9 protein-coding genes are annotated in these 13,356 nt (G+C 59.3%); 2 read left to right on the top strand and 7 right to left on the bottom strand.

All coding sequences use genetic code 11. The features are described from left to right. Positions 1–281 precede the first annotated feature (281 nt). A complete protein-coding gene (gene uraD, locus ASN_RS02505) occupies positions 282–818 on the top strand; it encodes a 2-oxo-4-hydroxy-4-carboxy-5-ureidoimidazoline decarboxylase (protein WP_006558236.1) in 537 nt (178 codons plus the stop codon). 140 nt (positions 819–958) lie between these two features. After that, positions 959–1,339 carry a hypothetical protein gene (locus tag ASN_RS02500; RefSeq protein ID WP_006558235.1) on the top strand — a complete coding sequence of 127 codons (381 nt, stop codon included), beginning with the start codon at positions 959–961 and terminating at the stop codon, positions 1,337–1,339. A 299-nt stretch (positions 1,340–1,638) separates the two neighbouring features. Here ASN_RS02500 and ASN_RS02495 read toward each other — a convergent pair whose 3' ends face one another. The 7 genes from ASN_RS02495 to ftsZ all read right to left on the bottom strand — a co-directional run bounded on the left by ASN_RS02495 (position 1,639) and on the right by ftsZ (position 13,318). After that, positions 1,639–2,484, bottom strand: a complete 846-nt coding sequence (locus ASN_RS02495; RefSeq protein WP_006558234.1) for a pyruvate, water dikinase regulatory protein — start codon at positions 2,482–2,484, stop codon at positions 1,639–1,641. A 51-nt stretch (positions 2,485–2,535) separates the two neighbouring features. Then, positions 2,536–5,208, bottom strand: coding sequence for a pyruvate, phosphate dikinase (gene ppdK, locus ASN_RS02490; RefSeq protein ID WP_058987104.1), 2,673 nt, complete (start codon positions 5,206–5,208; stop codon positions 2,536–2,538). A gap of 210 nt (positions 5,209–5,418) precedes the next feature. Continuing rightward, entirely contained in the window at positions 5,419–7,506 is a 2,088-nt protein-coding gene (gene ligA / locus ASN_RS02485) for an NAD-dependent DNA ligase LigA (protein WP_082666546.1), read from the bottom strand. Further along, complete coding sequence (gene recN / locus ASN_RS02480) at positions 7,499–9,220, bottom strand: DNA repair protein RecN (protein WP_058989072.1); 1,722 nt, start codon at positions 9,218–9,220, stop codon at positions 7,499–7,501. The genes ligA and recN overlap by 8 nt, the downstream gene beginning before the upstream one ends. Before the next feature lie 171 nt (positions 9,221–9,391). Further along, the gene (locus ASN_RS02475) at positions 9,392–10,399 is read right to left on the bottom strand and encodes an outer membrane protein assembly factor BamD (RefSeq protein ID WP_006558229.1); all 1,008 of its coding nucleotides are present in this window, start codon (positions 10,397–10,399) and stop codon (positions 9,392–9,394) included. Positions 10,400–10,491: 92 nt separating this feature from the next. Continuing rightward, positions 10,492–11,472 (bottom strand): UDP-3-O-acyl-N-acetylglucosamine deacetylase, encoded by a 981-nt coding sequence (lpxC, locus tag ASN_RS02470; RefSeq protein WP_035380420.1) that lies wholly within the window; start codon positions 11,470–11,472, stop codon positions 10,492–10,494. A gap of 325 nt (positions 11,473–11,797) precedes the next feature. Then, complete coding sequence (gene ftsZ / locus ASN_RS02465) at positions 11,798–13,318, bottom strand: cell division protein FtsZ (protein WP_035380419.1); 1,521 nt, start codon at positions 13,316–13,318, stop codon at positions 11,798–11,800. Positions 13,319–13,356: the final 38 nt, after the last annotated feature.

The following is a 13,356-nucleotide window of genomic DNA, read 5'->3' as shown; positions in this document are numbered from 1 at the left end:
TGGCGCGCCCTGAAAGGCGACAAGGGGCAGCGTGGCGTCCCCCACGCAAATGCCACAGGGCGGCCAACCGGGCGGAAAAGGACGGGGTAAGAGGCGGTGCTAATTTTTGTTCAGATGAAGTGTCAAATATATGGCAACAAAGTGAGGGGGTGCTGCGTTGCGGCAAGTGGGGGAACGCACCATTTAAAAAGGAGGGAAGATGCCCTCCCACTCAATGGTGAGTTTTCTGAACACAGGCGCAGTCTGTCACACGGGCTGCCGACAAGAGAGGCGGCAACTGTATGAGCACCCCATTGATCCAAAACATAAATGACATGAAGCGGGAGCAGTTTGTTTCCACTTTCGGTTCTGTTTTTGACCATGCAAGCTGGGCTGCGGAAGAGGCGTATGAGTGCCGTCCGTTTGCTGACATCAAATCCCTCTTTACAACGCTGACAGCCATGGTGCGCGCCGCACCAGAAGAAGCGCGGCAGCGGGTGATCCGGGCGTATCCGGGGTTGGAAAAATTTCTGGCGGTTGCCTCGGCAGAGTCGTTGGTGGAACCTGTCTCTGATGTTCCGGCGGATCTGAACCGGCTTTCGTCCGAGGAGTTTGCCCAGTTCCGTGCCCTGAACAAGGCGTATCAGGAACGGTTTGACATGCCGTTTGTGATTTACGCTCAGGATCTGACACGCGCGCAGGTGATGAGGGCGCTGGAGCAGCGGCTGCGGTACGAACCTGAGGTTGAAACGGCAACAGCGTTGGGGGAAGTGGCCAAATTTGCCCGAGCCCGATTGGCGGAGATCTGCCAGAAGCTGGAGCCGGACCAGACGGCGTAAGTCCTCTTTCTTCTCAGGGCGGCGGAGCATATGTTGTGCGTGCAAGGGCAGAGGCGCGGGCCACACAATTGCACTTGCCGTAAAAAGCGGGCACATATCTCTGGCATGTAGCTGTGTGAGAGTGGGGAGTGCGACACGTCATGACGCAGTGGTTTCGTAAAGGATGTCTTCTGGCCGCAGGATTGCTGGCCGTTTCCCTTCCTGTGATAACTGCGTCTCCGGTTTTGGCGGATGATGACGATGGCGGTGATGAAGAAGGCCACAAAGGGCCGGACATGCACAAGCTGGCTGCCAAGCCGCCTTTGCCCCGCGCCCACAAGGATTTCAGCAAATTCCGCTACCGGCCCGCTGGGGACAAAGTGCAGGAACAGGCCGACGCCAACCGCCTTCTATTCTGGACGCCTGATGGCAAGCCGGATGGCTATGCACAGCGCCGCGGCAGCAGCATTATCTATTACAATGCACAAGGGCAGGCCACGCGGGTTCAGCATCTGGAACCCAATGAACTGACTGACGATTAAGAGCCTGTTTAACAGAGGCTCCAAGTTTTTCAGGTCTGTTTGTGGCTGAATACCGTTTGACTGGGCGGGTGCACCTTTGCATTCCGCCATCAGGTCGGCTTTTTCGGTCCCCAGAAATTTACTTCACTTTGCACCGACAGATTTTTTCAGCGAGCCATCAACCTCGTATGAATGATAACCCTCTCTTCATGATCTGAGGACGGTGGTTTCGCGATGGCTTCCGGAGCGAGGATGGCACGAAGTTGGATGGTTGTCCCTTATGAGGAAAGCCTTCAGACCTTAAACCTGCACTGCCGTTTTCAGGTAGTGCCCACGTAGCCGGGGGTTTCAATCAGATCCAGAATGGAGGCTGATGTTTCCTCAATGGAGCGACGGGTTACGTCAATAACCGGCCAGTTGTGGTGGCGGCACAGGCGGCGGGCCCAGCGGAGTTCTTCCTGCACTTTTTCCAGATCAATGTAGGCATAATCAGCAGCAGGGTCACGCAGGCGACCGGATGGAATCATCTGGGAAAGGCGCGTACGGCGAATTTCGATCAGTGTTTCCGGATCAATGGTCAGGCCGATCACCGGGCGTTTTATGGTGAACAGCGCCTTGGGTGGCTCAATGCCCATCACCAGTGGCACGTTGGCGGCCTTGATGCCCCGGTTAGCCAGATAAAAGCAGGTTGGCGTTTTGGAAACACGGGAAACGCCCACCAACACCACATCGGCTTCATTCAGTTCGTTTGTTTCCTGCCCATCATCATGCGCCAGCACGTAATGCATGGCCTCGATACGCTGGTAATAGTTTTCATCCATGATGTACTGGCCACCAGGATGCCGCGTAGCTTCCTCCCCCGTTTCTTCTGAAAGGAAGGTCACGGCGCTGTCCAGCACATCCAGAAGCCGTACCTGCATGCTGGCACATCCTGCTTCCATATCCGCCTGCAAGGCAGGATCTGTTAGCGAGGACATAACGGGCCCACGGTCCAGCGCGATGTGACGCAGAACGCGCCGAAGCTGGAGGCGGGAGCGGATCAGGTTCCAGTGGCGGAGCCGGATTTCCGTGTTCGGGAACTGCGCAATGCAGGCGCGGGCAACAGAATCAAGGGTCTGGCCTGTGGCTTCAGACACGAGATGAAGGGTCAGTGTTTTCTGGTTCATAATCGTTTTGGCTGAGAAAAAGGCCGCCCTTTTTGGGGCGGCCCTGTTTCTTCAGGCTTTTACCGCATTGCGGCGGGCGGCAAGGGCGGCCTGTGCGCTGGCAAGCCGCGCAACAGGCACGCGGAAGGGGGAGCAGGATACATAATCCAGCCCCACTTCCTCAAAGAAGGAAATGGAGAGCGGATCGCCCCCGTGTTCCCCGCAGATGCCCAGCTTGAGGTCGGGCTTGGTCGCACGGCCTTTTTCAACACCCATGCGCACCAGCGCGCCAACGCCTTCCCGGTCAATGGAGATGAAGGGGTCCTGCGGCAGCAGCCCTTTCTCCACATAGGCAGGAAGGAAGGAGCCAGCATCGTCACGGGACAGACCAAGGGTGGTCTGCGTCAGATCGTTCGTGCCGAAGGAGAAGAAGTCCGCGCTTTCCGCAATCTGGTCTGCCGTGATGGCTGCACGGGGCAGCTCAATCATGGTGCCAATGGTGTAGGTCAGCTCGGCGTTCTGTTCTTTCAGCACATCCGCAATCACGCTTTCACAGGCTTTGCGCACCAGATCGAGTTCTGCTTTGGTGCCCACCAGCGGGATCATGATTTCCGGAATAACGGCCTTGCCGGCTTCCTTGGAAACGGCAAGTGCTGCTTCCGTAATGGCCCGCACCTGCATGGCGTAGATTTCCGGATAGCTGATGCCCAGACGGCAGCCACGGTGGCCGAGCATGGGGTTGGCTTCGGACAAGGCAGACCGGCGGGCGCGCAGGGCGTCCACGCTCTGCCCAAGGGCAGCGGCCACGTCTTTCAGTTCTGCCTCCCCATGCGGCAGGAATTCGTGCAGCGGCGGGTCAAGCAGACGGATGGTGACGGGCAGCCCCGCCATGATGCGGAACAGGGCCGAGAAATCATCCCGCTGGAAGGGCAGCAGTGCCCCAATGGCACGGGCACGGGCTTCCGGTTCTTCCGTCATGATCATCTGGCGCACATGGCCAATCCGATCCGGGCCGAAGAACATGTGTTCCGTACGGCACAGGCCAATGCCTTCCGCGCCGAAGCGACGGGCTGTTTCAGCATCTTCCGGCGTTTCTGCATTGGCACGAATGCCCAGACGACGCACGGAATCGGCCCAGCCCATCAGGGTGGAGAAATCGCCAGAAAGAGAAGGCGGAATGGTGGGAACACGGCCCAGATAGACAGCACCCGTGCCGCCATCCAGCGTGATCCAGTCACCAGCCTTCAGGGTATGGCCGCCAACGCTGAGTGTCTGTGCCTTGTAGTCCACGGCAATGCTGCCAGCACCTGCAACGCAAACACGGCCCATACCACGGGCCACCACGGCGGCGTGGGATGTCATGCCACCACGGGTTGTCAGCACACCACGGGCGGCGTGCATGCCATGCACGTCTTCCGGTGAGGTTTCGATACGCACCAGAATAACATCTTCACCCTTGGCGGCGCGGTCTTCCACATCTTCAGCGGAGAACGCAATGACACCGGTAGCTGCGCCCGGAGAAGCCGGAAGGCCACGGGCAAGCTGTGTGCGCTCGGCCTTGGGGTCAAGAACCGGGTGGAGAAGCTGATCAAGCGAGGAGGGCGGCACGCGTGTAATGGCGTCTTCCTGCGTGATCAGACCTTCGCGTGCCATGTCAATGGCAATGCGCAGTGCGGCTGCGGCGGTGCGTTTGCCGTTACGGGTTTGCAGGAGGTACAGCTTGTTGCTCTGCACCGTGAACTCAATGTCCTGCATGTCCTTGTAGTGGCGTTCCAGCAGTTCGCGCACCTTCAGCATTTCCTGATAGGCCTGCGGCAGTGCCTTTTCCATCGGGTTCTGATCAGGCGTAGCGCGTTCGGCGGACATGGGCTGCGGCGTGCGGATACCCGCCACCACGTCTTCACCCTGCGCGTTGATCAGGTATTCACCGTAGAAAATGTTCTCGCCGGTGGAGGGATCACGCGTGAAGCAGACGCCAGTGGCGCAGTCATCACCCATGTTGCCGAACACCATGGACTGAACGTTGACAGCCGTGCCCCAGCTTGCCGGAATATCATGCAGCTTGCGGTAGGTGTTGGCGCGCGGGTTCATCCAGGAACCGAACACGGCACCAATGGCGCCCCAGAGCTGATCCTTCGGGTTTTCAGGGAAGGGTTTGCCCGTTTCGTTCTGAACAATGCTCTTGTAGTCCTTGACCACAAGCTGCCAGTCTTCAGCGCTGAGGGCGGTATCATCTTCCTTGCCCAGTTCCCGCTTGGCCTGTTCCAGAATGTCTTCAAACCGATGGTGCGGGACACCCAGCACAACGGAGCCGTACATCTGGATGAAGCGGCGGTAGCTGTCCCACGCAAAGCGGGCATCACCGGAGGAGCGGACAAGCCCTTCCACCGTTTCATCATTCAGGCCCAGGTTCAGCACCGTGTCCATCATGCCGGGCATGGAAACACGCGCGCCCGAGCGTACGGAAACAAGAAGCGGTGCGTTGGCATCACCGAAGCGCAGCCCCATGGCCTTTTCAACCCGGCCCATGGCATCCTCAATCTGGGATTCCAGCTCTGCCGGGTAGGCGCGGCCATTTTCATAAAAGGCGGAGCAGACTTCAGTGGTGATTGTAAATCCGGGCGGAACTGGCAGGCCGATGTTGGCCATTTCAGCCAGATTGGCCCCTTTGCCGCCGAGGAGATTGCGCATTCCGGCGTTGCCTTCATTATGGCCAGCGCCGAAACTATAGATCCACTTGGTCATTTTGCCGTTCACTTCGTTGGTGCGAACGCAGAGCCAGCTCTACCCCGATCGAGGGGATGGGAACTACCGGAGCAACGGGCCGATCTGCGAACGGATTTTATTTTTTTATTTTGGACGACTTAATCCACCCCATCGATAGCAACGAGCATGACGCGTTTTGTTTCCCGCGGCAATGACTCTTTTTGGGCAAAGGCCGGCTTCAGGCCGGTCTTAGCCCTGACTTGCGCAAAAATCGTTCCATCCGGCTTCGTCCAGCGTATCAATGCCGAGTTCCGCCGCTTTTTTGGCTTTGGAGCCCGCTTTTTCCCCCAGAATGACAAGGTCCGTTTTTTTGGAGACGGAATCAGACACTTTTGCCCCCATCCGCTCCGCCATGGCGCGGGCTTCCTGCCGGGTGAGGGTGTGCAGGGTGCCGGTAAACACGACGGTCTTGCCTGCCAGCGGCCCGCCAGAGGTTTGTTCTTCCTCTGTTATGTTCAGGAACGATCTCAGGTCTTCCAATGTTGCAAGGTTGTGCTCCTCGCTCATGAAGGCCACCAGATCATCCGCGATCACGCTGCCAATGCCGGTAATGGAGCCCAGTTCAAGCCGTTCGTCTGAACCAATGATGGCGGCCTTGCGCAACTGTGCCACCCAGTTTTCATACGTGCCGTAATGGCGCGCCAGCAGACGGGCGTTGCTCTCGCCAATGCGGCGGATTCCCAGCGCGAAAATAAAGCGGGAGAACGCAATGGTGCGGCGCGCTTCTATGGCCTGCATCAGATTACGCACAGACTGTTCACCCCAGCCATCCCGCTTCATGATGCTTTCCGCATGGCTGTGCAGGCGGAAAATATCCGCAGGGGTGTGGATCAGCCCTTCCTCATAAAACTCGCGGATACTGCGCTCGCCCAGCCCTTCAATGTCAAAGGCATTGCGGGAGACAAAATGGATAAGTCGCTCCACAATCTGCGCAGGGCAGGTCAGGCCCCCTGTGCAGCGGCGCACGGCTTCCCCTTCCGGCCGTACGGCCAGCGCGCCACAGGCAGGGCAATGGTCAGGGAAATGGAACGGCTCCGCACGGGGCGGTGCATCCGGGCCCGGTGGCACCACCGCCAGAATTTGTGGAATGACATCACCCGCGCGTTGAATCTGCACCGTATCGCCGGGCCGCACATCCTTGCGGGCAATTTCGTCTTCATTATGCAGCGTGGCGCGCATGACCAGCACGCCCCCCACATTGACGGGGTCCAGATGCGCAACAGGGGTCAGAGCGCCGGTGCGGCCTACCTGAATTTCAATGGCCCGCAGGGTGGTAATGGCCTGCTCTGCCGGGAACTTCCACGCCACCGCCCAGCGGGGCGCGCGTCCGGCAAAGCCCAGACGTTCCTGCAATGTCAGATCATCTATCTTGTAAACAACGCCATCAATATCGTAGCTCAGCGCGGCGCGGGCACGGCCAATCTCTTCAAAAAAAGCTTCGGCACCACTGGCCGCTTCCAGCCTGCGGGAGAGCGGATTGACCGGAAATCCCCATGCCCGCAACTGCTCCAGATATGCCCAATGGCTGCGGGCCTGCTTTTCTGAACTGAAGCCCATGGCATAGGCAAACAGAGAAAGAGGGCGGCGGGCGGTAACGCGAGGGTCAAGCTGCCGCAAGGAACCCGCGGCTGCGTTGCGTGGGTTGGCGAAGGGTTTGCGGCCAATGGCTTCCTGCGCAGCGTTCAGCGCCAGAAAATGCTCTTTGGAGAGGAAGACTTCCCCGCGAATTTCAATCAGTTCCGGCGCGTGCCCCTCAAGCTGCTGGGGTAGATCCTTCAGCGTGAGCAGGTTGGCGGTGACATCCTCGCCTTCCGTGCCATCGCCGCGGGTTGTGCCACGTACAAAGCGCCCGTTTTCATAGGTCAGGCTGATGGAGAGCCCGTCAATCTTGGGTTCGGCCACAAAGGCCAGCTTCTGGGCATCTGCCTCGCTCAGCCCCAGAAAACGGGTGGCGCGGCTGATGAAGGCTTCAAATTCCGTCTGATCAAACACGTTGTCCAGAGAGAGCATGGGCACCAGATGCCGGTGCTTGCCAAAAGCATTGTCTGGTGCGGCCCCTACGGTCTGGGCTGCACTTTCTGCCGGTTCAGACTCCGGGTGAAGCGCCACAATGGCATCGTAGCGTTTGCGCAGGGCGTCATATTCAGCGTCGCTCACTTCAGGCGCATCATGCGTATAATAGGCGGTATTGTAACGGCCTATCAGGTCTGCAAGGCGGGTGAGTTCGGCTTTGGCCTGTGCGGCGTCCAGTTCAGTCGGGGCGAGGTGTTCAGTCATTCTTCTGTCCAAGCAGGCTGGCGGCGGCGGCGCGGGCGGCATCGGTAATTACGTCTCCGGCCAGCATACGGGCAATTTCTTCCTGCCGTTCTTCCATGCCAAGCGGTGCGGCGTGGGTGGCGGTATTGCCATTGCGTACAATCTTGCCAATGCGCAGATGGGCATCCGCGCTGGCCGCCACCTGCGGGCTGTGTGTCACGGCCAGCACCTGCACGGACCGGCTTGCCAGCCGGTGCAGGCGTTCCCCAATGGCGGCGGCGGTGGCACCGCCCACACCGGCGTCAATTTCATCAAACACAATGGTGCCAATGGCGGATTGCTCCGCCAACACCAGTTTGAGTGCCAGCATCAGGCGGGAAAGCTCACCGCCGGAGGCCACCTTGGCCAGAGGGCCGGGGGGCTGGCCGGGGTTGGCCGCAATCAGGAAGGTAATCTGCTCCATGCCCTGCGCACTCCAGTTTTCAGGGGGCAGGGGCTGGATATCCACCAGAAAGCGGGCCTTTTCCAGTTTGATGGGTTTGAGTTCACGGGTCACAGCCTGTTCCAGCTTGCGGGCGGCTTTTTCCCGCGCTGCAGAAAGGCGTCTGGCGGATGTTTCATACACCGTGCGGGCTTCCTGCATGGCCTGTTGCAGCGCATCCAGATGCGTGACGCCGGTTTCAAGTGCCGCCAGCCGCAGGGTCAGCCGTTCGCGCAGGCCGGGCAGATCCTCGACTGTTACATCATGTTTGCGTGCGGCGGCACGCAGGGCGAACAGGCGCTCCTCCGCTTCTTCCAGCAGGCGCGGGTTGGCTTCCGATTCATCGGCCAGACGAGAGAGCAGGGTTTCTGCTTCCGCCAGTGCGTTTTCTGCGCCTTCAAGGGCAGCCAGAGCCTCGCTGGTGCGGGCCTCCAGCGGGTCATGGGTCGTTTTTTCGGCAGAGGGAGGCGGAAGCAGGCGTTGCAGAGCGCGGCTGGCACCCCGTAAGGCCGCTGCCGGGCCAGCATTGCGCCGGTCTCGCGGGTTCAGTTCTGCTTGGGCTGCCGCTATGGCCTCACCGCGCCGTTCGGCCTGTTGAAGGGCATGGCGCTGCTGGGCTAGAGCGTCTTCTTCTCCCGCTTGTGGGGCAAGGGTGGACAGTTCGTCCACCGTGTGCCGCAGCCATTCTTCTTCCCGCGCGGCTTCCTGAAGATTTCTGCGTGCGGTTTCCAGTTCAGTAATCAGTTTCTGCCATGTCACGTAAGCGCGTGTTACGTCCGTGAGCAGAGAAGACCCCACGCCATAGGCGTCCAGCAATCCGCGATGGGTGCTGGAATCGGCAAGCCCCATCTGCTCGTGCTGGCCCTGAATTTCCACCAGGGTGACAGCTACGCGACGCATGAGCGTGATGCCCACGGCCTGATCATTCACCCATGCGCGAGACCGGCCTTCCTTTGAAATAATGCGGCGGAGCATCAGGGGCTCCCCGGCTTCGGCCGGAATCCCCTGTTCGTTCAGCAGCGCATAGGCTGGGTGATCAAGTGGCACGTCAAAACTGGCGGTCACACGGGCCTCATCGGCTCCCGCGCGCACCAAGCCAGCACTGGCCCGTTCCCCCAGCGCCAGCCCCAGACTGTCAAGCAGGATGGATTTCCCGGCGCCGGTTTCTCCGGTAAGCGCTGTGAAGCCTGCGTGCAGGGAAAGGTCCAGCGCCTCGATAAGCACCACATCCCTGATGGAAAGGTTTGTCAGCATGATGGGTCCGGTCTGAAAATCTGACGAAGACAATCTCTGAAGCGGTGGTGTGTTAACCGCCTTGAAGCGTTCTATAAAAAAAATAGGCGAACGGAAAGAGAACAGAAACAAAAAGGGGCAGACCGCAGCCTGCCCCTTTTGTGGAAAATGTTGGCGTGAGCACCTTCAGGCTCAGAGCACGCGGGCCTGATCTGGTGGTGCGGGCTCGGCCTTGACCGGTGCAACCGGCGCTTTCTGAATATCCATGGGCTGTGCCGCACCCGGCTGCTGGCCAAGGGCCGAAGGCGCAGGAGCCGCACCGGCTGCCGTAGGCGGCGTGGTTGTGGCGGCGGGGGCCTTGGGGGCAGTAATCAGTTTGCCCGGAACGGGGAAGTTGTCGCTCAGCAGTTTGTAACGCTTGAGGTTGCTGTAAGCAAAGCGGTACCATTTGCTGCCGGGGTAGTTGTAGCCCAGCACAATACCGGATTTACGGGCTTGATCTGTCAGCCCCAGATCAAGATAGACTTCCACCATACGTTCCAGCGCTTCGGGCACATGGTTGGTGGTCTGGAAGTCTTCCACAACCCGCTGGTAGCGGTTGATGGCGGCTTCATAGTTGCGTTCCTGCTGGTAATAGCGGCCTACCAGCATTTCCTTACCGGCCAGATGGTCACGGCACAGGTCGATCTTGAGCTGCGCATCTCGTGCGTATTTGGACTGCGGGAAGCGGGTAATCACTTCCTCCAGCGCATCCATGGATTCCACGGTGCCCTGCTGGTCACGCTGCACATCGGCAATCTGTTCATAGAAGCATAGGGCGCGCAGGTAATAGGCGTAGGCGGCATCCGCGCTGGTAGGGTGCAGGCCGATGAAGCGGTTCAACTGCTGCACAGCTTCCGGGTACTTACCCTTCAGGTAATAGGAATAGCCTTCCATAAGCTGCGCGTTGGCAACATAACCTGAATAGGGATAGTTCTGCTGGAGCACCTCAAACTCGGCTGCGGCCAGCGTGTAACGGCGGGTGCGCAAGGCATCAATACCGTTATTATACAGCGTTTCAGCCGAAGCCAGTTTGGGAACTGGGGGCGCTTTCTCGTGCCCGAACAGCCCGCAACCGGACAAGCCCAACAGCAGACTGGCCGACACCAGATGGCGTATGCGGCAGCGAACGGAAAGAGGGTTGATAACGCTCACAGACATCCCGGCTCTTCAATTTGAAGCTGTCTTATAGCACGCATAGCGAGCAAGGAAAGGGAAGGAAAGATGGTCTGTGCGCTTTCTCTCTAATGTTCTTACGCAGCCACCCGCGCAGAAACGGCGGAAGGCGGGGTAAAGCGCCATGCTGACGGATCAGCAAACAGGGAGCGCAGAACCTTGTTGTTCAGGCTATGGCCGGACCGATGGCCGGTGAATGCGCCCTTGATGGGGGCACCCGCCAGATACAGATCTCCTACCGCGTCCATCACCTTGTGGCGGATGAATTCATCCGGGCACCGCAGGCCGGAGGGATTGAGAATCTGGTCTCCATCAACAACAATGGCGTTTTCCAGCGAACCACCACGGGCCAGACCGGCCTTGTGCAGGGCTTCTATTTCCTGCCGCAGGGTAAAGGTGCGGCTGCGGGCCAGTTGATGGCGGAAGGTGGCTGGTGTCAGTTCCAGCGCATAATCCTGCTTGCCAATGGCGGCGGCGGCAAAGTCAATCTGAAGCGACAGATGCAACGTTTGGGTCGTGGAGGGGCGGAGTTCAACAAAGGCTCCGTTCTGCTCTACCCGGATAGGGCGCAGCACTTCAATGCTCTGCCGTACGGCGTCCTGAGGCACACGGCCAGCGCAATCCAGCAGAAAAACAAAGTCAGCGGCCGAGCCATCAAAAACGGGAATTTCCGGGCCGTCCACCAGAACAAGGGCATTATCAATGCCGCAGCCATGGAAGGCCGCCATCAGATGTTCAATGGTGGCAATGCGGTTTGCGGGGTTGCCCGCTTCCCCCACAACGGTGCTCAGGCGCGTGTCCACCACGTAATCGAATCGGGCAGGCAGGGGCGCGGCGTTCAGGTCGGTCCTCTGGAAAACAATGCCATGGCCAACAGGGGCTGGTCTCAGGGTCAGGTTGATCGGTGCGCCTGTATGCAACCCCGTCCCTACGCTGGAGATGGAGTGATGCAAAGTATGCTGCACGGCCTTGACCGTTCTGGCCCGGTTATGAGTGGGAACCGCATATGTTTCCGGAGTGGTGGAAAGAGTAATCGGTTCCATCAGGAGACTGTCCATGGCTCTGACGTTTTCCTGCTAGAGTGAAAAACTTTGCAGCTTAACGCTAAAGCCAGCGAGATGTTCTGGCGAGTCAATGATTATTGCCATCTATTACATTGAGAGGCTGTTTAAAAAGTCTGCCCAATCGGGCTGGTGGACGTTCGTTGCGCCTGAAAAATGGTGTTTTTTTGTTCCGATATATCCGTATCGGCCTTTAAAAACCGCCTTTTCTGCTACAACAAATAGTCACCAGTCTGACGCTGCGGACTGTTCAAGCGGCCTCTAAAAAACGCGCTGCCCTGTAAGGAGCAGCGCGCCAGAAAAAAGAAACGAACGGAAAAAATTACTGACGGCGCAGGAAGGTCGGGATTTCCAGCCCCGTGTCATCCGTATCGGCCTGCCGCACGCTTGGGCCCTGATCTGCCGGGCTGATGGTGGGCCGGGGTGCGGGGGCTGCTGGTTCGTTCCGAGGTTCATCCATGCCGGTGCTCCGGCGGAACGCACCCGTTACGCGCCCGAACAGGCTGCGGGAAGAAGGCGGCGTGGGGTCCGGCTGATAAGACGAACGCGGTGTTTCCGTGAACAGACCAGAACGCGGAGACGGGATAGGCCGGGCTGCGGGCTGCGGCTGCTGCGGTGCTGCTGCGGGCGGAATCTGGCCCGGAATGCTGTGCGCAGGCGGCGGGGCCACGCGGGACGTACCACCCTGAGGAGCCTGATACTGCGGCTGGGCCGGTGCTGCGGCGCGCGGCTGCTGGGGGGCGCTGGCTTCCGGTGCGGCCTGAGCAGCCGTGTTGGTGGACGGAGCCTGACCAGCGCCAGTTGCTGCAGGGGCTTCCTGCGGGGTTTCTGCATCAGCAGGCACCAGATGCAGGCGTTCCGGAGCAGGGGGCTTCATGTCAATGCCGGTCGCCACAACGGACACACGGATCTTGCCATCCATGTTGTCATCAATAATGGAGCCCCAGATCATGTTTGCGCCTTCGGCCACTTCACGCCCGATGCGCTTGGCGGCTTCTTCAACTTCAAACAGGGTCATGTCTTCGCCACCGGTGATGTTCACCAGCAGGCCCTGTGCGCCAGACATGGAGGAATCTTCAAGCAGCGGGTTGGCAATGGCGGCTTCAGCGGCCTCAATGGCGCGGTTTTCGCCTTCGGCCTCGCCGGTGCCCATCATGGCCTTGCCCATTTCCGCCATTACGCTGCGGATATCGGCAAAGTCCAGGTTGATGTAGCCGGGGGCCATCATCAGATCGGTCACGCCACGCACGCCCATGTAAAGAACATGGTCAGCCATTTTATAGGCTTCACGCAGGGTCGTGCGTTCACTGGCAACGCGGAACAGGTTCTGGTTGGGGATCACGATCAGCGTATCAACATACTGCTGAAGTTCCTTGATCCCTTCATCTGCAATCAGGGCGCGGCGTTTGCCTTCATAGTCAAAAGGCTTGCTGACCACACCGACCGTCAGAATGTTCCGCTCGCGCGCCATGCGCGCAATAACGGGGGCCGCTCCGGTGCCTGTGCCACCGCCCATGCCCGTGGTGATGAACACCATGTGCGAGCCGTCCAGATACCGTGCAATTTCATCCGCCGCTTCTTCCGCTGCCCCGCGGCCAACATCTGGCTTTGCGCCAGCACCCAGCCCGTGGGTCAGATGTGGGCCAAGCTGGATGCGGCGGTCAGCCCGGCTTTTGGCAAGGCTCTGGGCATCTGTATTGGCGACAACAAATTCCACGCCCTGAAGGTTTGACGTAATCATGTTGTCCACTGCGTTCGTGCCGCCGCCACCAACGCCGATGACTGTGATTCTCGGCGAGAAATCAGCGTGATTTTGAGGTGGAACGGTCAGATTCAGTGTCATGAGTCTCTCCTGGGAAACGGCAGCGGCAAACGGTATCT

Source organism: Acetobacter senegalensis (genome assembly GCF_001499615.1).
In the GTDB taxonomy this organism is placed as follows: Bacteria; Pseudomonadota; Alphaproteobacteria; order Acetobacterales; family Acetobacteraceae; genus Acetobacter; species Acetobacter senegalensis.
This window is presented reverse-complemented; position numbering and strand designations above follow the sequence as displayed.

Bases quoted from the DNA above. Each gene is read 5' to 3' on its own strand.
- ftsZ (WP_035380419.1), bottom strand. From the start codon at position 13,318: ATGACACTGAATCTGACCGTTCCACCTCAAAATCACGCTGATTTCTCG.
- ligA (WP_082666546.1), bottom strand. From the start codon at position 7,506: ATGACTGAACACCTCGCCCCGACTGAACTGGACGCCGCACAGGCCAAA.
- ppdK (WP_058987104.1), bottom strand. From the start codon at position 5,208: ATGACCAAGTGGATCTATAGTTTCGGCGCTGGCCATAATGAAGGCAAC.
- ASN_RS02475 (WP_006558229.1), bottom strand. From the start codon at position 10,399: ATGTCTGTGAGCGTTATCAACCCTCTTTCCGTTCGCTGCCGCATACGC.
- ASN_RS02495 (WP_006558234.1), bottom strand. From the start codon at position 2,484: ATGAACCAGAAAACACTGACCCTTCATCTCGTGTCTGAAGCCACAGGC.
- lpxC (WP_035380420.1), bottom strand. From the start codon at position 11,472: ATGGACAGTCTCCTGATGGAACCGATTACTCTTTCCACCACTCCGGAA.
- ASN_RS02500 (WP_006558235.1), top strand. From the start codon at position 959: ATGACGCAGTGGTTTCGTAAAGGATGTCTTCTGGCCGCAGGATTGCTG.
- uraD (WP_006558236.1), top strand. From the start codon at position 282: ATGAGCACCCCATTGATCCAAAACATAAATGACATGAAGCGGGAGCAG.
- recN (WP_058989072.1), bottom strand. From the start codon at position 9,220: ATGCTGACAAACCTTTCCATCAGGGATGTGGTGCTTATCGAGGCGCTG.